General features: G+C 73.1%; 15 protein-coding genes. 5 read left to right on the top strand and 10 right to left on the bottom strand.

Going from position 1 to position 17,345, the window contains the following annotated elements:
• Nucleotides 1-269: 269 nt before the first annotated feature.
• Both FHU40_RS01395 and FHU40_RS01390 read right to left on the bottom strand, forming a co-directional pair.
• Nucleotides 270-1,925, bottom strand: a complete 1,656-nt coding sequence (locus FHU40_RS01395; protein ID WP_183590509.1) for a SulP family inorganic anion transporter — start codon at nt 1,923-1,925, stop codon at nt 270-272.
• An 8-nt stretch (nt 1,926-1,933) separates the two neighbouring features.
• Nucleotides 1,934-2,281, bottom strand: a complete 348-nt coding sequence (locus tag FHU40_RS01390) for an ArsR/SmtB family transcription factor (RefSeq protein ID WP_183590508.1) — start codon at nt 2,279-2,281, stop codon at nt 1,934-1,936.
• Nucleotides 2,282-2,396: 115 nt separating this feature from the next.
• On the opposite strand from FHU40_RS01390, the gene FHU40_RS01385 reads away from it, so the two are divergent.
• Nucleotides 2,397-4,226 (top strand): phosphoenolpyruvate carboxykinase (GTP), encoded by a 1,830-nt coding sequence (locus FHU40_RS01385; protein WP_183590507.1) that lies wholly within the window; start codon nt 2,397-2,399, stop codon nt 4,224-4,226.
• A gap of 65 nt (nt 4,227-4,291) precedes the next feature.
• Here the strand turns inward: FHU40_RS01385 and FHU40_RS01380 are convergent, their stop codons facing one another.
• Nucleotides 4,292-4,669 carry a hypothetical protein gene (locus tag FHU40_RS01380; protein WP_183590506.1) on the bottom strand — a complete coding sequence of 126 codons (378 nt, stop codon included), beginning with the start codon at nt 4,667-4,669 and terminating at the stop codon, nt 4,292-4,294.
• A 50-nt stretch (nt 4,670-4,719) separates the two neighbouring features.
• Nucleotides 4,720-5,571, bottom strand: coding sequence for a hypothetical protein (locus tag FHU40_RS01375; RefSeq protein ID WP_183590505.1), 852 nt, complete (start codon nt 5,569-5,571; stop codon nt 4,720-4,722).
• A 65-nt stretch (nt 5,572-5,636) separates the two neighbouring features.
• Between FHU40_RS01375 and FHU40_RS01370 the strand changes: the two genes are divergently transcribed.
• Nucleotides 5,637-6,197: an RNA polymerase sigma factor gene (locus FHU40_RS01370; RefSeq protein ID WP_183590504.1), complete on the top strand. Its 561-nt coding sequence runs from the start codon at nt 5,637-5,639 to the stop codon at nt 6,195-6,197.
• Between the two features lie 23 nt (nt 6,198-6,220).
• On the opposite strand, the gene FHU40_RS01365 is transcribed toward FHU40_RS01370, so the two are convergent.
• Nucleotides 6,221-6,922, bottom strand: coding sequence for a L,D-transpeptidase family protein (locus FHU40_RS01365; RefSeq protein WP_343057662.1), 702 nt, complete (start codon nt 6,920-6,922; stop codon nt 6,221-6,223).
• A gap of 179 nt (nt 6,923-7,101) precedes the next feature.
• Between FHU40_RS01365 and rpsO the strand changes: the two genes are divergently transcribed.
• The 3 genes from rpsO (at nt 7,102) to FHU40_RS01350 (ending at nt 11,261) form a co-directional block, all read left to right on the top strand.
• Nucleotides 7,102-7,377: a 30S ribosomal protein S15 gene (gene rpsO / locus FHU40_RS01360; protein ID WP_183590503.1), complete on the top strand. Its 276-nt coding sequence runs from the start codon at nt 7,102-7,104 to the stop codon at nt 7,375-7,377.
• A gap of 288 nt (nt 7,378-7,665) precedes the next feature.
• The gene (locus tag FHU40_RS01355) at nt 7,666-9,915 is read left to right on the top strand and encodes a polyribonucleotide nucleotidyltransferase (RefSeq protein ID WP_183590502.1); all 2,250 of its coding nucleotides are present in this window, start codon (nt 7,666-7,668) and stop codon (nt 9,913-9,915) included.
• A gap of 65 nt (nt 9,916-9,980) precedes the next feature.
• Entirely contained in the window at nt 9,981-11,261 is a 1,281-nt protein-coding gene (locus FHU40_RS01350; RefSeq protein ID WP_343057661.1) for a M16 family metallopeptidase, read from the top strand.
• Between the two features lie 369 nt (nt 11,262-11,630).
• Here FHU40_RS01350 and FHU40_RS01345 read toward each other — a convergent pair whose 3' ends face one another.
• The 5 genes from FHU40_RS01345 to FHU40_RS01325 are packed head-to-tail and all read right to left on the bottom strand — an operon-like array spanning nt 11,631 to nt 17,327.
• On the bottom strand, nt 11,631-12,170 hold the full coding sequence (locus FHU40_RS01345) for a hypothetical protein (RefSeq protein ID WP_183590501.1): 540 nt from the start codon (nt 12,168-12,170) through the stop codon (nt 11,631-11,633).
• Nucleotides 12,167-14,167, bottom strand: coding sequence for an eCIS core domain-containing protein (locus FHU40_RS01340; RefSeq protein ID WP_183590500.1), 2,001 nt, complete (start codon nt 14,165-14,167; stop codon nt 12,167-12,169). The genes FHU40_RS01345 and FHU40_RS01340 overlap by 4 nt, the downstream gene beginning before the upstream one ends.
• A gap of 47 nt (nt 14,168-14,214) precedes the next feature.
• Nucleotides 14,215-16,101: an ATP-binding protein gene (locus FHU40_RS01335; RefSeq protein WP_183590499.1), complete on the bottom strand. Its 1,887-nt coding sequence runs from the start codon at nt 16,099-16,101 to the stop codon at nt 14,215-14,217.
• Nucleotides 16,102-16,156: 55 nt separating this feature from the next.
• The gene (locus FHU40_RS01330) at nt 16,157-16,717 is read right to left on the bottom strand and encodes a hypothetical protein (protein ID WP_183590498.1); all 561 of its coding nucleotides are present in this window, start codon (nt 16,715-16,717) and stop codon (nt 16,157-16,159) included.
• A complete protein-coding gene (locus tag FHU40_RS01325) occupies nt 16,707-17,327 on the bottom strand; it encodes a sigma factor-like helix-turn-helix DNA-binding protein (RefSeq protein WP_183590497.1) in 621 nt (206 codons plus the stop codon). Before FHU40_RS01325 ends, FHU40_RS01330 begins: the two co-directional genes overlap by 11 nt.
• Between the last annotated feature and the right edge of the window lie 18 nt (nt 17,328-17,345).

Raw genomic sequence — 17,345 nt, 5'->3', positions numbered from 1 at the left:
CGGCAAGGACCGGGCTTCGACGGGTGGTTTCGAGGCTCGGGCCTGGCGGCCCTCGCACCTCAACCACCGTGTCGCTGGTTGAGGTGCGAAGGCGCTCTGGCGCCTGAGCCTCGAAACCCGGTGAGTCGGGGGCGTGGTGGTTTCGAGGCTCGTCGCTGGCGCTCCTCGCACCTCAACCACCGGCGTCGGTGGTTGAGGTGCGAAGGCGCTCTGGCGCCTGAGCCTCGAAACCACCCGTGCACGCGACACCGGGAGGAGCGGGTCGAGTGCTACGGCCCGCCGGGCTCCGCGGCGAGCAGCCGGGCGTGGGCGATGGCCTCGGGGGTGGTGGCGAAGAGGTGCTGCTCGTGGGCGAGCTGGTCGTGGACGCGCAGCTCGCGCAGCACCCGCTCGTGCTGGGGCTGCACCCCCGAGACCAGCACGCGGATCCCTCGGCGCTCGAGCCCGGCGATGGTCTCGGCCAGGACCCGCGCGCCGGTGGCGTCGACGGTGGTGACGCGCGACATGCGCAGCACGACGACGCGGACCCGATGGACGTCGGCCAGCTCGAGCAGGAAGTCGTGCGCGGCCGCGAAGAACAGCGGCCCGTCGATCCGGTAGGCGACGATGTGCTCGTCGAGGAGTCGGCGCTCCTCGTCGACGTGGTCGCTCTCGTCGAGCGGCACCTGGTCGAGACGGGCGGTGCGGGCGGTCTGCTGGAGGGCGAAGAACCCCGCGACCACCAGGCCGATCAGCACCGCCAGGACGAGGTCGAAGACCACCGTCGCGGCCGCGGTGGCCACCAGCGCCGCCGCGTCGCCCCGGGTGGCGCGCAGCATCGCGGTGAGGCTGGAGACCTCGACCATGCGCACCGCTGTGGCGATCAGCACGCCGGCCAGGGCGGCCAGCGGGATCTGCTCGACCCAGGGTGCGAGCACGAGCACCATGCCGAGGAGGACCACGGCGTGGGTGACGGCGGCCAGCCGGGACCCGGCTCCGGACCGCACGTTGACCGCCGTGCGCGCGATCGCCGCGGTGGCCGGGATGCCGCCGAAGACGGGAGCGGCGAGGTTCGCGAGACCCTGTCCGACCAGCTCCCGGTCGGGGTCGTGCTGCTCGCCGACGGTCATCGCGTCGGCCACCGTGGCCGAGAGCAGGGACTCCAGCGCGGCCAGGGCGGCGACCGCCACGGCCGGGAGCAGCAGGCTGTCCAGGTCGGCGAACGGCACGCGGGGCAGCGACGGACCGGGAAGGCCGCGCGGGATGGCGCCGATCGTCGCGGCGCCCCAGTCGAGGAAGTGGTTGCCCGCCGTGGCCACCACGACCGCGAGCAGGGCGGCGGGGATCGCGCTGCGCACCCGGGCCACGACGACCATGCCGACGGCGACCCCGATCGCGATGGCCGGTGCGGTCCAGTGCGGATCGGACAGCCACGCCCGTACGGCGTCCGCGACGAGCGGCAGCACCTTCTCCGCGTGTACGTCGACACCGAGGGCCGTCGGCACCTGCTGGAGGCCGATCACCAGTGCGATGCCCACCGTGAAGCCCTCGACCACGGGCACCGGCACGTAGCGCATGAACCGGCCGGCGCCGGTGGCGCCGAGCCCGATCAGGATCAGGCCGGCGATCAGGCCGACGACGAGGACGCCGCTGGCGCCGTGCGCGGCGACGATCGGGACCAGGACCACCGTCATCGCGCCGGTGGGACCGCTCACCTGGACCCGGCTGCCGCCGAACACGGCCGCGACGACCCCGGCCACGATCGCGGTGACCAGCCCGGCCGCGGCGCCCATCCCGGAGCTGACGCCGAAGCCGAGCGCCAGGGGCAGCGCGACGAGCGCGACCAGCACGCCGGCGGTGAGGTCCCGCCCGACGCGCAGGTGGCGCCAGTCGGACGAACGGGGCGCCAGCTCGCGGATGCGGTGGAGGACGATGCGCAAGGACAACGGCGGGATCAGCGGGGCGCGGTATCGGTGAGGGTGTCGGTGAGCTCGTGTCCGAGCTCACCCTGGACGGCGATCAACCCGGACAGGATCTTGCGGGCGGCCAGCAGCAGGTCGCGGACCTCGGGCACGCTGATCGAGTAGACGACCTCGCCGTTGCGGCGGTGCGAGACGACCATCGACGTACGCCGCAGCACGGCCAGCTGCTGGGAGAGGTTGCTCGGCTCGATCTCGATCTGCTCCAGCAGCTCGTGCACCGCGTGGTCGCGCTCGCAGAGCAGCTCGAGGATCCGGATCCGGGCCGGGTGGCCGAGCGTCTTGAAGAACTCGGCCTTCGCCTGGTAGAGCGGCACCCCCATGACTGCTCCCTCCGCATCCGCGTTGCCGATGTCACAACAATACATCAGATGAAGAAGTCTTCATGTCGGGTAGTCTCCGGCTCACCCGCCTGGACTCCCGAGATGAGGAACGCGCATGGTTGACGTGGTGCTTGACGTGGTGAAGGTGTTCGATGACGCGGGCCTGACGAATCCGCACGTGCGTGAGTACGTCGCGCACTGGGCCGAGGTCACCGGCGCCTCCCGGGTCGAGGTCGTCTCCGCCGCCGACGACGCCCGTCTGGTCGCCGAGTCCCTCGAGGCCGGCGAGCTGCTTCCGGTGGGCGCCGGCCGGTACTACTCGCGCTCCTACCGCAAGGACACCGCCCGCGCGGAGGAGCGCACCATCGTCGCGACCTCCGACGAGCGCGACCGCGGCACGTACAACAACTGGAAGCCCGCGGCGGAGATGAAGCCGAAGCTCGTCGAGCTCATGACCGGCGCCTCGGCGGGCAAGACCATGTACGTCATCCCGTACCTGATGGCCCCGGCGGGCTCGCCGCTCGAGAGGTTCGCCGCCGGAGTCGAGCTCACCGACAACCGCAACGTCGTGCTGCAGATGATCCGGATGGCGCGGGTCGGGGTCGACTCCGTCAACGCCCTGGGCAACGACTTCGTCCGCGCGGTGCACGTGACCGGCGACCTGGAGAACCTCGGCCAGGGCACCCCGGAGGACCGGCGCTACTTCGTGACGATCGCGGACGAGCGCACGATCCTGCACTTCGGCTCGTCGTACGGCGGCAACGCGCTGCTCGGCAAGATCGCCCACGGCCTGCGCCAGGGCTCCTACGACGGCTGGAAGAACGGCTTCCTGGTCGAGCAGTTCATGCTGCTCGGCATCACGGACAAGCAGACCGGCCGGAAGTACCACATCTGCGGCGGCTTCCCGTCCGCCTCGGGCAAGACCAACCTCGCGATGACGCTGGCTCCCGACGCCCTCGGCGACCGCTACCACGTCGAGTTCTACGGCGACGACATCGCCTGGATCTGGGTCGACGACGACGGCGTGCTGCGCGGCTTCAACCCGGAGAACGGCGTCTTCGGCGTCGCCAAGGACACCAACGAGCTGACCAACCCCACCGCGATCGACTCGATCACGCCGAACTCCGGCGCGATCTTCACCAACGTCGCCTACAACGGGAAGACCCAGGAGGTCTGGTGGGAGGGCCGCGGCCCGCAGCCGACCGACCTGGACGGCTGGCTGGACTGGACGGGGCAGCCGATCGCCGAGCGCGCCGCCGAGCAGGCCGACGACCCGTGGGCGCACCCGAACTCCCGGTTCACGACCCAGCTCGGCAACGTCCCGAACGTGGCCGCGGACTGGGACGACCCGCGTGGCGTGGAGATCCACGGCGTCATCTTCGGCGGCCGCACCCGGGACCGCGAGCCGCTGATCCGCGCGATCACGGACCTCGCCGAAGGCGTCTACGACGGACTCACGCTGGGCGCCGAGGCGACCGCAGCGGCGGACGGCCTCGAGGGCGTGCTGCGCTACGACCCGATGTCGATGCGTCCGTTCATGTCCTACCCCGAGGCCGACTACGCCCAGCACTGGCTCGACGTCATCGGTGCGGCGAAGAGCCAGCCGATCTTCGCGCACGTGAACTGGTTCCAGCGGGGCGAGGACGGCCGTTTCCTGTGGCCGGGCTACCGGGAGAACCTCCGCCCGCTCGTGTGGCTGATGCAGCTCCGGAACGGCGAGGTCGCCGGCGTCCGGACTCCGGTCGGCATCCTGCCGGCCCGACACGAGCTGGACCTCGAGGGCCTCGACGAGCGCACGCTCGCCGACCTGGACGCCGTGCTGGCCGTCGACGTGCCGCGCTGGCAGCAGGAGATGGGCCACCGGGAGCAGCATCTCGCCCAGTTCGAGGGTCTGCCCGAGGAGATCTGGGCGGCGCACCGGCGGGTCGCCGCCGCTCTCATCTAGGCGCCCGGCCCGGCGCCCGACGTGGGGGGTGGGGCGCCGGGCCGAGGCGATCGGGGGCCGGTCGGTCAGGACGCGGCGGGGGCCTCCGGGGCGGTGCACTGCTGAAGCCGCTCGGTGGCCTTGGCCAGCCGCATCTGCTGGGCCTTCTTGGCCTTCTTGGCCTTCGCCTTGTCGGCCTTGGCCGCACCGAGCTGCGCGCGGGCCTCGGCCTTGGCGTTGCGGTTGTCGGCGTGCGTGACGGCCTCCTGGGCGTCGGCCACCTTCTCCTGCTGCTTGGCGAAGACGGCGGTCACGTGGGCCAGCGCGGCCTCGGCCTTCGCGACCTGTGCCTCCCGCTTGGCGCAGGGGTCCGGCTTGTCGGCGTGGGCCGCGAACGGCGCGCCGGTCACGGCGAGGGCGACGCTCGACACGAGTGCGGCGGTCGTGGTGCGGAAGCGGTGCATGCTCAACTCCTCGATCTCGGGACGCGGACGTCCCTGGGACAACTCAGTGGCTACATGTCGCGACGGGGGCGGAGCGTTACAGGACGTTCGCGGATCGGGCCCGAGCCGCCGGGCGCGGTGCCTCGACCGCGGTCTTCGCCCGTGTCCTGAGCCTGGCCCTGGCCATGCCCCTGACCCGTGCCCGGCCGATCGCCACCGTGACCGCGGTCCTTGCCTGCCTTCTTGCCGGGCTTCGGATTCGTTGCGTGGCCCGGGCCGCTGCCCTGCTTCGGGCCTTGGCCGTTGCCGCGGCCCTGGCCTTGGCCTTGGCCGTTGCCCTGGCCTTGGCCTTGGCCGTTGCCCTGGCCTTGGCCTTGGCCGTTGCCCTGGCCTTGGCCTTGGCCGTTGCCCTGGCCTTGGCCTTGGCCTTGGCCGTTGCCCTGGCCCTGGCCGGGATTGCCGGTGCTGCCGTGTCCCTTGCCGTTGCCGTTGCCGTGCCCGTTGCCGCGTCCGGTGCCCTGGTCGCCATCGCCGGCTCCCGGCGCGAGGGGTGTCGATGGCCCGGTCGCCGGGCCGCCGGCGGGAGGCGCCGGTGTCGGCTCGGCCGGGGTGGTCGGCGTCGGCTTCGGGGAGCGCTCGGGAGCCGGGTGCAGCGGCCAACGCGGCTCGACGATGCCGGCGGCGTAGGAGGCGCCCACCCCGCCGATCAGGCCCGCCGCGACCAGTGCGGCCACCGGCGCGAGCAGCCGGCGGCGCGGCGGCGCGGCGGCGGGTCGGGGTGCCGTGCGGGCCTCGGCGGCGAGCCGGGCGATGAACTCGTCGTCGACGGTGCGGTCGTCGACGGTGCGGTCGCCGACGGTGGGGTCGTCGACCGGAGCGCGCAGCAGGCGCCGCAGCTCGGCACGGGAGGGACGGGGTCGCACATGGAGAACATGTCACGAGTCCCGCGGATCGTTACGCTCCCCGGGCCAGTCTCGGAAGGAGTGCGATGCCCGGACCACGACGCGACGGTCCGCTCGTCTCCGCGGCGCGCGATGGCGACGAGGCGGCCTGGAGGGAACTCTACGCCCGGCACGCGCGCCGGCTGGAGGCCTGGCTCGCGTCCCTGCCGTCCGGCGACCCGACCGCCTCGCCCGAGGACGTCGCGGCCGAGGCATGGCTGACCGCGGCGGGCAAGATCGGCGAGTTCACCGGGTCCGACGACGACTTCGCGGGCTGGCTGTTCACCATCGCCCGACTGACCCTGAACAACCGCCGGCGCGCGGCGCGGCGACGGCGTACCGATCCGCGGGAGCCGGACCCCGCCGACCACGCCTGGGGCGTCGTCGGGTCGCCCGAGGGCGCGGTCGTCGGCCAGGCCGAGACCCGCCGACTGCTCGCCCTGCTGAGCCCGCGGGAGGCCGACGTGCTCGCCTGTCTGGAGGTGGTCGGCCTCGACGTCGCCACGACGGCCCGTGCGCTCGGGCTGAGCCCGACCGCCGTCCGGGTCGCGCGGCACCGCGCCCTGCGCAGGCTGCGCCAGCAGGTCGCCGGGACCGACGAGCCGTAGCCCGGCCGTGGGCTCGGTCGTGCTCAGCGCTCCTGGACGACCCGCGGCTGGGCCGCCGGGCGCAGCCAGGTGAGCAGCCAGCGCATCTGCTGCGGGTTGCCGACCTGGGTGCAGCCCGCGGTCGGCGCCCAGGGGTGTCCCGGCTTCGAGGTGTGGTAGAAGATGCCGCTGCCCTTGCCGGGTACGGGCCGGGCGCCCGCCCCCGGGCGGAGCCGGACGTGGTTGAAGTCCAGCACCCAGCCCGATCGCATCGACGGTCGGTTGCCCGACGTGACGCCGCGGACCTCGAGCCAGGTGTTGTAGTTCGGCCCGGCCGCGGCCGAGACGACCGAGGTCGCGCGCCGCTGGCGCCACGGCATCCGACCCGGGTTGGCCGGCGTCGTCGTGAACGTCACCTTGATCCGGAACACCCCCAGCGGCGAGCGCCGGTCGCCCTCGCGCTGCTTGCCCCAGCCCCGCGAGCCGATCGTGGACCGGAACTCGCGGCGCATCGTCCAGACGCCGTCGTCACCGCGCTCCCAGGCCTGGGTGACGGTGCACCAGACCTGGCGGCAGTACGTCCGGCTCGACACCGTGCGCACCACCTGGGTGGTCCGGGCCGGCAGCCCGCGGGCCCACGCGGGCTCGTCGACGCGCGCGCTCCCCGTCGCCGCGCCGATCGGCGCGGCGACGAGGAGGGTCGTCAGCAGCGCGAGGGCGAGCCCGGCTCCCAGGCGTCGTGGCACGGCTCGATCATCACATGCGGATTCGGCCGCGAGCGACCCAGCGCGCTAGTCTTCTCAGGTTGCCTCCACGGAGGCGACACGCCGTCAGAACGGCCGCGGAACCAGAGTGCCCCGGTGAACAGGCCCGGGCGCGCCGCGCAACGAAGACTGTGCCCGAGAGGGCCGAGGAAGGAGCCCGCATGTCGATCGGTACCGACGCGGCGACCAAGAAGAAGATCATCGCCGAGTACGCCACGACCGAGGGCGACACCGGCTCGCCCGAGGTGCAGATCGCGCTGCTGAGCCACCGCATCAGCCACCTCACCGAGCACCTCAAGCAGCACAAGCACGACCACCACAGCCGTCGTGGGCTGCTGCTGCTCGTCGGTCAGCGCCGTCGCCTGCTCAACTACCTGCAGAAGACCGAGATCGAGCGCTACCGCTCGATCGTGGAGCGCCTCGGCCTCCGTCGCTGATCATCCCCGTCTCCGGGGCGGAGCGGCTGCCCCTCTCGGGCAGCCGCTCCTCTCGTATCCGGGTCCGATCCGGCTAGGCTCGGACCCGTTCCACAACTGAACAACATCGGAAACAACCAGGAGCGACCCGCCCGTCTGGCCCGGTCCTCGGTAGTGGCTCTCAGACCTCGCGGTCTGCGGGCCTCGATCGAAGACCGGCTCCGCTCGGCAGGGACTCGTCCACGAGCACACTCCCGCCGGGTGAGCGGGACGCCGCGGCTCGCTCCGCGACAGAACAGGGAACGACCCTTGACTGAATCCAACGAGCCCGTGATCTCTGCCGTCGAGACCGTCCTCGACAACGGCAAGTACGGCCAGCGCACCGTGAAGTTCGAGACCGGGCTGCTCGCCCGGCAGGCCGCCGGCTCGGTGACCGCCTACCTCGACGACGACACGATGCTGCTCTCGGCGACCACCGCCGGCAAGCACCCCAAGGACCACTTCGACTTCTTCCCGCTGACGATCGACGTCGAGGAGCGGATGTACGCCGCGGGCAAGATCCCCGGCTCGTTCTTCCGCTCCGAGGGCCGGCCCGGCGAGGACGCGATCCTCACCTGCCGCCTCATCGACCGTCCGCTGCGCCCCACCTTCAAGAAGGGCCTGCGCAACGAGGTCCAGGTCGTCATCACCGTGATGGCGCTGAACCCGGACGCGCCGTACGACGTGCTGGCGATCAACGCCGCCTCGCTGTCCACCCAGCTCTCCGGCCTGCCGTTCTCCGGCCCGGTCGGTGGCGTCCGCGTGGCGCTGATCGAGGGCCAGTGGGTCGCGTTCCCGACGCACAGCCAGCTCGAGGACGCCGTCTTCGACATGGTGGTCGCGGGACGGGTCACCGAGACCGGTGACGTCGCGATCATGATGGTCGAGGCCGAGGCCACCGAGACCAGCTTCGGCAAGGTCCAGTCCGGCGCCCAGGCCCCGACCGAGGAGGTCGTCGCCGGCGGTCTCGACGCGGCCAAGCCGTTCATCAAGCAGCTCTGCGAGGCGCAGGCCGAGCTGGCCAACGTGGCCGCGAAGCCGGTCCAGGACTTCCCGATCTTCCTCGACTACGAGGACGACGTCTTCTCGGCCGTCGAGTCGTTCGCCAAGGCCGACCTCGCCGCCGCGATGAAGATCGCCGACAAGCAGGAGCGTCAGGACCGCACCGACGAGCTCAAGGACCGGGTCCTCGGTCACTTCGAGGAGCAGTTCGCCGGCCGCGAGAAGGAGCTCGGCGCGGCGTTCCGCTCGGTCAACAAGGCCGTCGTGCGCGAGAGCATCCTGCGCGACAAGGTCCGCATCGACGGCCGCGGACTGGCCGACATCCGGCCGCTGCACGCCGAGGTCGGCGTGATCCCGCGGGTGCACGGCTCGGCGCTGTTCGAGCGCGGCGAGACCCAGATCCTGGGCGTCACCACGCTCGACATGCTCAAGATGGAGCAGCAGCTCGACACGCTCTCCCCGGAGAAGCACCGCCGCTACATGCACAAGTACGTCTTCCCGCCGTTCTCCACCGGCGAGACCGGCCGCGTGGGCTCGCCCAAGCGCCGCGAGGTCGGCCACGGCGCGCTCGCCCGCCGGGCGCTGTTGCCGGTGCTGCCCGACCGCGAGGAGTTCCCGTACGCGATCCGCCAGCTCTCCGAGGCGATGGGCTCCAACGGCTCCACCTCGATGGGCTCGGTCTGCGCCTCCACGCTGGCGCTGCTCCAGGCGGGCGTGCCGCTGAAGGCGTCGGTCGCGGGCATCGCGATGGGCCTGGTCTCCGGTGAGATCGACGGCTCGACCCAGTACGTCGCGCTGACCGACATCCTCGGCGCCGAGGACGCGTTCGGCGACATGGACTTCAAGGTCGCCGGCACCCGCGAGTTCGTGACCGCTCTGCAGCTCGACACCAAGCTCGACGGCATCCCCGCCGAGGTGCTCGCGCAGGCGCTCCAGCAGGCGCGCGACGCCCGGATGACGATCCTCGACGTGATGGCCGAGGCCATCGACGAGCCGGAGGAGATGTCGATCCACGCGCCGCGGATCATCACCATCAAGATCCCCGTCGACAAGATCGGCGAGGTCATCGGCCCGAAGGGCAAGGTGATCAACCAGATCCAGGACGACACCGAGGCGTCGATCTCGATCGAGGACGACGGCACCATCTACATCGGTGCGACGAACGGCGAGGCCGCCGAGGCCGCCCGTTCCGCGATCAACGCGATCGCCAACCCGACGATGCCCGAGGTCGGCGAGCGCTACCTCGGCACCGTCGTGAAGACGACGAACTTCGGTGCGTTCGTCTCGCTGCTCCCGGGCAAGGACGGCCTGCTGCACATCAGCAAGCTGCGCGGCCTGGCCGGCGGCAAGCGCGTCGACGCCGTCGAGGACGTCGTCTCGGTCGGCCAGAAGATCCAGGTCCAGATCGCCGAGATCGACGACCGCGGCAAGCTGTCCCTCGTCCCCGTCGTCGAGGACGCGGAGGGTGCCGGGGACGCCGAGGAGTCGGGCTCCGAGGGAGCTGACGACGCCGAGTGACCAAGGCTCCGAACACGGTGACCCGCCAGAAGCTCTCTGGCGGGTCGCCGTCTTCTCAGCGGACGGTGACGCTGCACACCGAGCGTGACGCCGCCGGTCAGGTGACCGCGCGGGTACGCCGTACCACCCTGCCCAGCGGGCTGCGGATCATCACCGAGCAGCAGGCCGGCGTCCGCTCGGCCGCGATCGGGGTGTGGGTCGGCGTCGGCTCGCGCGACGAGTCGCCCGCGCTGCACGGCTGCTCGCACTTCCTCGAGCACCTGCTGTTCAAGGGCACCGCGGAGCGCTCCGCGCTCGACATCTCGGTCGCCCTCGACGCCGTGGGCGGCGAGTTCAACGCGTTCACGGCGAAGGAGTACACCTGCTTCCACGCGCGGGTGCTCGACGAGGATCTGCCGCTCGCGGTCGACGTGCTCGGCGACATGATCACCGGCTCCACGCTGGCGCCCGCCGACGTCGAGGCCGAGCGCGACGTGATCCTCGACGAGATCGCGATGCACGACGACGATCCCGACGATGTCGTGCACAACCTGTTCGCCGCCCGGGCCTGGGGCGACAGCCCGCTGGGCCGCCCGATCGCCGGTACCGAGGAGTCGATCGAGGCGCTGACGCGCGCCCAGGTCCACCGCTTCTACCGGCGGCACTACCGGCCGGCCAACGTCGTTGTGGCCGCCGCCGGAAACGTCGACCACGCGAGCCTGGTCCGCCAGGTGCGTACGGCCTTCGGCCGCAACGGCTGGCTCGACGTCCGCGAGGCGCCGGTGCCGCCGCGGCACGGCAGCCGCAAGCGGGTCACCTCCGGGCTGATCGAGGCGAGCCGCCCGTTCGAGCAGGTCAACCTCGTGCTCGGCATGGAGGGCCTGCGCCGCGACGACGACCGGCGCTTCGCGCTCGGCGTGCTCAACACCGCGCTCGGCGGGGGTACGTCGAGCCGTCTCTTCCAGGAGGTCCGCGAGCTCCGCGGGCTGGCCTACTCCGTGTTCTCGTTCTCCTCCCACCACGCCGACTCGGGCCTGGTGGGGGTCTCGGTCGGCTGCCTGCCGAACCGGCTCGACGACGTGCTCGCCGTGGTCCGCCAGGAGCTCGCCAAGGTGGCCCGCGACGGCATCACCGCCGAGGAGCTGGCCCGCGGCAAGGGTCAGCTGCGCGGCGGGCTGGTGCTCGGGCTCGAGGACACCGCGTCGCGGATGTCGCGCATCGGCAAGGCCGAGCTCGTCCACGACGAGCTGCTCAGCATCGACGAGGTGATGGCCCGCATCGACGCCGTCACGCTCGACGAGGTGCGCGCGGTCGGGCGCGAGGTGTTCGGGCGCCCCGAGATCCTCGCGGTCGTCGGCCCGGCCTGACGCGCCGGCCCGCGTCGGTCCTCCGAGGTGGTGTGGATGGCCTGCGAGTCCCGGGGGTCCGGCCGGCGGTGAGCCAGCAACCTTCTGCGATGCCGGGAAGGTTGCTCACGCACCGCCACGACGGCCGACCGGCCTGGCGGTGTGCTGGCAACCGTCTGCGGCACCGAATCGGTTGCTGGCTCACCGCCCGACGGCCTCGCCCGGGCGGCACCAGGTGGGGTCACCGTCGGGGCGCGGGTTCATCAAGGGATGAGGTCGAGATCGCGCCTCCCGGGGTGAACCCAGCCAGGGAGGCGCGGCTTCGCCTTCATCCCTTGATGAAACCCCCTCGCCGGGGCACCCCACCCACCGACACCCGGCGCCGGGGCCTCACTCCGCGAACAGCTCGGCCTGCACCCGACCGAACGCCGACACGAGCTCGGCGTACGACGTGCCGCCGCAGGCGGCGGCGACCAGCGGACCGAGGCGTACGACGGCGTGGTGGATCATCGACAGCGACCAGGCGACCACGCCGGGGTCGAGCGGGTGCACCGAGACCGCCTGGTTGTAGCGGAAGACCACCGTCGCGACCGACTCGCCGAGCTCGAAGCCGGTCAGCGGCAGCGTCGAGTTGACCATGTGTAGGAAGCGGGCGACGTCGCTCACCGCCTCCGGCACGACCTCGTGGGGGAGCACCACGAGGTACTGGAGCACCGGCGGCTGCTCGTGCCCGGGCAGGAAGCACACGTGCGCGGTCGAGGTCCGCCCGGCCTCGTCCTCGAGCGGGACCACCAGCTGCGCCGGCACCTCGCCGTCGCCCGGCAGGACGCTCGAGGGGATGCCGCCCTCGGCGAACTCCTCGGCGAGCAGTCCGAGCAGCTCGTACGCCGGGTCCTGGGTGGCGTCGTACGACGCGCCCGGACTGGTCACATGGACTCCACCTTGGAGAGCTTCCGCTCGATGAGGTCCTGGCCGGACTCCGAGAGCGCCTCGTCCGGGTCGACGTTGATCGAGCTCAGCAGCAGGTAGGAGTCGTGCAGCTCGCGCTCCCTCTCCTCGGGCAGCGCCGCCTCGCGGCTGAAGGCCGAGTCGACGGTGGAGCGCTCGATCGCGCCGAGCACCAGGGGTACGTTGCCCTGGCGGAGCGCGCCGCGCAGCTCGTCGGCCAGCCGGGCGTTGGCGGAGGCCTGGCGGGCCACCTCGTTCGCCTGCTCGATGGCCTGCCGGCGGGCCTTCGCCTGGGGCGTCATCGGGCCCGACCGCGTCTTGCTGAAGCCGACCACGCTCGCGGGCGGCGGGGTCGAGGGTGGCGCCGCCGCGAAGCTGCGGCTGCGCCCGCGCGTGGTGACCTGCTCGGCCTCCTCGGCGTCCATCTCCTCGGTCTCGATCTCGCCGAAGACCTCCTCGGCCCGCTTGCCCTGGGCGATCTGCTCCGCGGCCTTGGCCCGGTCGCGGGCGTTGGAGACCTTGCCGGCGATCTTCGCCGCGGCGTATACGCCACCGGCCACCGCCGCGGCGATCCCGATGCCCCAGCCGATCGGGTTGCTGACGATCAGCAGCGCTCCCGCGGCGATGCCGAGTACGCCGAGGGTGGTCTTCATCGCCGCGATCGCGAGCTTGTACTTCTCGGCGCTGACGATCGCCTTCTTCCACTCGGCGCCGCGAGTGCTCAGCATCGTCTGGGCGCGTCCCCAGGCCAGTCGGCAGAGCTTCTGGACGGCCTTCCCACCGCGCCACATGCCCTGCAGCACCTGGGCGGAGCCGGTCGCGACGCCCAGCGCCCCGGCGGCGGTGCCGAGGGTGGCGTTGCCGACGCCGACCGCGACGTTCTTGACGCTGCCTCCGCTGTGCACGAACGCCGTCTGCACGCCGGCCTTGGCGGTCGAGGTGGCGGCGCCGAGGAGGGCGTTGGCCTGGTTCTTGCCCTTGCGTCCGGCGAGGTTCTTCATGCCCGCGTCGTCGAACTCGGCGGCGTCGTTGCCCATCTTGCGGGCGTTGTTGAGGCCGACCAGCGAGTCGCCGACCAGCAGGCCGCCGAGGGCTTCGCTGGCGCCGCCGGCCTCCTTGGCGAGGTGGGTGCCCAGCGCGACGCTGCCGGTGATGCCGCCGGCGATGCCCGGCTTGCCGAGCTCGACCCCCACCTGGTCGTGCTTGCCGGCCGGACCGCTGTAGGCGGGCGGCTTCGGCGCGACCGCGGGTGCCGCCGGTGCGGGCGCGGGTGCGGCGGCCGGTGCCGCCTTCTTCTTGCGCCAGGGCAGCTCCCAGCGGCAGATCCGGGAGCCGGCGCCCACGCCGCGGGCGATCGCCGCCCGGGTGTGCGGGTCGAGCGGGGCGGCGGACCGGTCGACGAGGCGGCGCGCACCGCCGGCCGGCTGCAGCGTGTGGGCGATCTCGTGGGCGAGCATTCGCTCCCCGGTGGGGGAGCCGGGGTCGTACTGCTGCCGCCCGAAGAAGATGTCCTGACCGGTCGTGAACGCGCTGGCGGAGACCGCCGAGCTGAGCCGGGCGGCGTGGTCGTCGCGGTGGACGCGCACCGAGGAGAGGTCGCGGGAGAACGCCGTCTCCATCCGGCGGCGTACGTCGGCGTCGAGCGGCCGGCCGGTGCCACGACGGGCCTCGATGGCGTCGCTGGTGCCCGGGTCGAGCACGCCGCCCTCGTGGCCGACCACGGCGGTGCCCGACGCCGTGGCGCTGCGCCGGACCGCGTGGTCGCACCCGGGAGCGTGGACGTGGGGGCCGGCCTCGAGGCGGCTCAGCCGCGCCAGCGCGCTGTCGGCCATCGCGTCCGCCTCGTGCTCGGCGCGGTCCTCGGCGTGCCCGACGACGAGCGGCAGCGGGGCCTCCGGGGCGGCGACGGCCGGCGCCGGAGCCGACCGGGCGAGCTCCTGCTCCGTCTCCGGTGTCGCGTGGGTGGGTCCGCTGGACATGGCCCGATTCTCTCCTGCCCCGGGGCGCCGATCGCGGGAAACGCCGATCAACGCCGCGGGTTCGACCCACTGGTCAAGACCGGTGGCCGCCGGCCGAGCTTGACGTGCTCGCGGACGACGGCGTCGGCCAGGTGTCGCATGCCGAGCGGTGTGCCCTCGGCGACGGCGGCGTACACGGCCGTCAGCACGATGTTGCGGATGTCGCCGCCGGCCAGCTCGACGGACGCGGCGAGGCCGTCGAGGTCGACCGGGTCCTGGGCGTCGGTGCCGATGCCGTCCAGGTGGTGGGACCAGAGACGCCGGCGCGTCGGCTCGTCGGGCGCGGGGAAGGCCACCATGAAGTGCAGCCGCCGCGCGAACGCCGGGTCGATGTTGCCGCGCAGGTTGCTGGCCAGCACGGTGATGCCGTCGAACTGCTCCATCCGCTGCAAGAGGTAGGCGATCTCCTGGTTGGCGTAGCGGTCCTTGGCGTCGCGGACCTCGGAGCGGGAGCCGAACAGGGCGTCCGCCTCGTCGAAGAACAGCACGGCGTTGGTGGCCTCCGCCTCGGTGAAGACCCGCTCGAGGTTCTTCTCGGTCTCGCCGATGTACTTGTCGACGATCGTGGAGAGGTCGACCTGGTAGAGGTCCATGCCCAGCGAGTCCGCGACCACGTGGGCAGCCAGGGTCTTGCCGGTGCCGGGCGGCCCGGAGAAGAGTGCGCAGATGCCGGTGCCCTTGCCGCCCTTGCCGTGCAGCGGCCCGAGCGCCGTCACCTCGTCGCGGTAGCGGGCCCAGTCGAGCAGCCGGGTGACCTCGCCCAGGGCAGCAGGCGGCAGCACCAGGTCGTCGAGCGTGACCGACGATCCGGCGTTCGCGCGCACGCTGCGGCCGCGGCCCAGCTCGCGCGCCGACTGCCGGACCCGCGCGATCGACACCCGCTCCTCGCCATGCAGCCGCGCGCTGGTCACCGCGTGCCGCCCCACCGCCACGATCTGCTCGGGCGACAGCGGCATGCCGCTCACCTCGCGGGCCGCGGTCTCGTCCTCGAGCAGCGGCTGCCACAGGGCCTGGCGCTCGGCGACGGAGAGCCGGGGCGCCGGGACGGTCAGCGGGAGGTCGGCCGGCCAGACCGGGTCCCAGGGCTCCGCGCTGACGCCGACGACGGGCACGGCGGAGCGCAGGTAGACGTCGGGTCGCACCCGCTCCGCCCCGACGAGCACGACGACGCTGCCGGCCAGGCCGCCCTCGAGCAGCACCTCGAACGCCGCCTCCTCGACCGGTGTCGTCGGGTCGAGCCGACCCAGGTCCGCCACCAGGTGTGCCACGTCGAGCCGCCGGCAGGCGGCGGCGGCCATCGCCGCGCCGGCGCCCCCGGCCGGAGCGTGGATCCAGACCAGTCGCTGTCCGGCGCCGAGCGCGGCCGCCACCAGTTCGGTGCCCTCGACCTCGACCGGAACGGCGTCGTGCAGCAGGCCCAGCACCCGTCGGGTCGGTACGTCGTCGCCCGCCAGGTGGGCGGCCACCCGATCGGGGAGGACGACACGGCGGCTGAGCAGCACGTCGGCTCCGGTGGTGGCGACCAGGCCCTGGCGTACGAGCGCCGAGTGCTGGCCGAGGTGCTGCTGGGCCGCCCGGGCGTCGGCGGTCAGGCCGGCGACCTCCATCGCGACGGCGACGGTCGCGCGCGCGGGCCCGGGATCCCCGGAGAGCAGCCCGGTCAGCAGGTGACCGCTCACGGTGTGGTCGGCCAGCGCGGCGACCTCCAGGATCGCGGTCTCGGCGGGGGAGAGGCCGAACCGGTGGGCCAGCTCGGCCAGGGCCGCCTCGCGCTCGACGTCGGCGGCGTCGAGGTCGAGCGCGGCGAGGGCCGCCTCGGCGGTGCCGGCGGCGCTCCAGCCCGCCTCGGTGCGTCGGGCGACCGCGGTCGCGATCCGAGTCGACAGGGTCTCCACGGTCGACAGGATCCCATGGGCCGGGTGCGCTGTCCGGCGTACCTCGGGGGGCGGGTCAGCCCCTCGTCAGCGCCAGCGCGACGACTCCCGCGGCCGCGCAGGCCCAGAGCACGCTCGTGAACGTGCCGATGATGAACCGCTCGGCCGCGCCGGTGCGGACGCCGTCCTCGGCCGCGCGCAGCTCGGGGTAGCGGCCCAGGCCCTTGAGGGCGAGGACGACCGCGAGGCCCTCGGGCCAGCCGGCGACCAGGGTGGCGTAGATCGCCGCCCGCTCCAGCGCCCCGATCCAGGCGCCGCCGCGCAGCACGTGCCCGGCCAGGTCGAGGGACTCGGCCGGGGGCTCGCGACGGTCGACGAGGTCGAAGACGAGCGCGGTGAGCGGCCCGCCGCCCGCGACCGCGACCGCGCCGCCGAGGGCGACCAGCAGCGCCTCGGCGGCGGGAGAGTCGACGCTGACCCGGTCGGGTGCCGCCGCGACGGCGGCAGCGGCAGCGAGCAGCAGCAGCGCGGCCGGCGCCCAGATCCGGCGGCCACCGAGCGCCCACGCCGCCAGCCCGCAGAGGAGGGTGAAGCCCAGCAGTACCAGCGTCAGCGCGCCCCAGTTCTCAGCCGACATGGTCGACATGGTCCTCTCCCGTCCCGAGCAGGTGTGCGGCGATTCCGGCGACGAGCTCGTGCGCCCGGCGCGCCTCGACGATGCCGGCGGCCTGGGCGCGCTGGCTCACGGCCGACTGGCTGATGCCGAGCCGCTCGCCGACCTCGGCGTACGACAGGCCCTCGGCGACCAGGTCGGCCACCTCCCAGCCCCGGGTGGTGCGGCGGGCGAGCACGGCGGCCCACAGCCAGATCGTGGTCTCCAGGGCGCGCGCCGCGGGCTCGTCGCCGACGACCCGGGTGTGCCACGGACTGTTCTTGGCGGCGGTCACGGCCGCGCGCGCGTGGAGGTACGCCGGGCCGCGGCCGGCGCGGGCATGGTCGGGGAGCGGCTCCTCGACCATGCCGACGCCCACGCCGATGTTCCACGCGTCGGCCCGGAGCAGCAGAGACAGCGCGTCGGCGACCGACCGCGCCCGGACCAGCACGCCTTGGAGTTCGTCGCCCACCGTGCGCTCGAAGGGCAGCCGGGCGGGCACGGCGGCCAGTTTGGCGAGTGCCTCGGGAATCAGGTCCGGGCCGCTGCGGCTGCCGCGTTGGTCGACGGTCAGGACCACGACGGGGGTGGTCATGCCGAGGAGGTTACGTCA

Origin of the sequence: Nocardioides soli (assembly GCF_014191495.1) — a bacterium.
GTDB lineage: Bacteria > Actinomycetota > Actinomycetes > Propionibacteriales > Nocardioidaceae > Nocardioides > Nocardioides soli.
This window is presented reverse-complemented; position numbering and strand designations above follow the sequence as displayed.

Excerpts from the sequence above, each read along its gene's own strand:
- FHU40_RS01385 (WP_183590507.1), top strand. The coding sequence starts at position 2,397 with ATGGTTGACGTGGTGCTTGACGTGGTGAAGGTGTTCGATGACGCGGGC.
- rpsO (WP_183590503.1), top strand. The coding sequence starts at position 7,102 with ATGTCGATCGGTACCGACGCGGCGACCAAGAAGAAGATCATCGCCGAG.
- FHU40_RS01390 (WP_183590508.1), bottom strand. The coding sequence starts at position 2,281 with ATGGGGGTGCCGCTCTACCAGGCGAAGGCCGAGTTCTTCAAGACGCTC.
- FHU40_RS01370 (WP_183590504.1), top strand. The coding sequence starts at position 5,637 with ATGCCCGGACCACGACGCGACGGTCCGCTCGTCTCCGCGGCGCGCGAT.
- FHU40_RS01380 (WP_183590506.1), bottom strand. The coding sequence starts at position 4,669 with ATGCACCGCTTCCGCACCACGACCGCCGCACTCGTGTCGAGCGTCGCC.
- FHU40_RS01340 (WP_183590500.1), bottom strand. The coding sequence starts at position 14,167 with ATGTCCAGCGGACCCACCCACGCGACACCGGAGACGGAGCAGGAGCTC.
- FHU40_RS01325 (WP_183590497.1), bottom strand. The coding sequence starts at position 17,327 with ATGACCACCCCCGTCGTGGTCCTGACCGTCGACCAACGCGGCAGCCGC.
- FHU40_RS01330 (WP_183590498.1), bottom strand. The coding sequence starts at position 16,717 with ATGTCGGCTGAGAACTGGGGCGCGCTGACGCTGGTACTGCTGGGCTTC.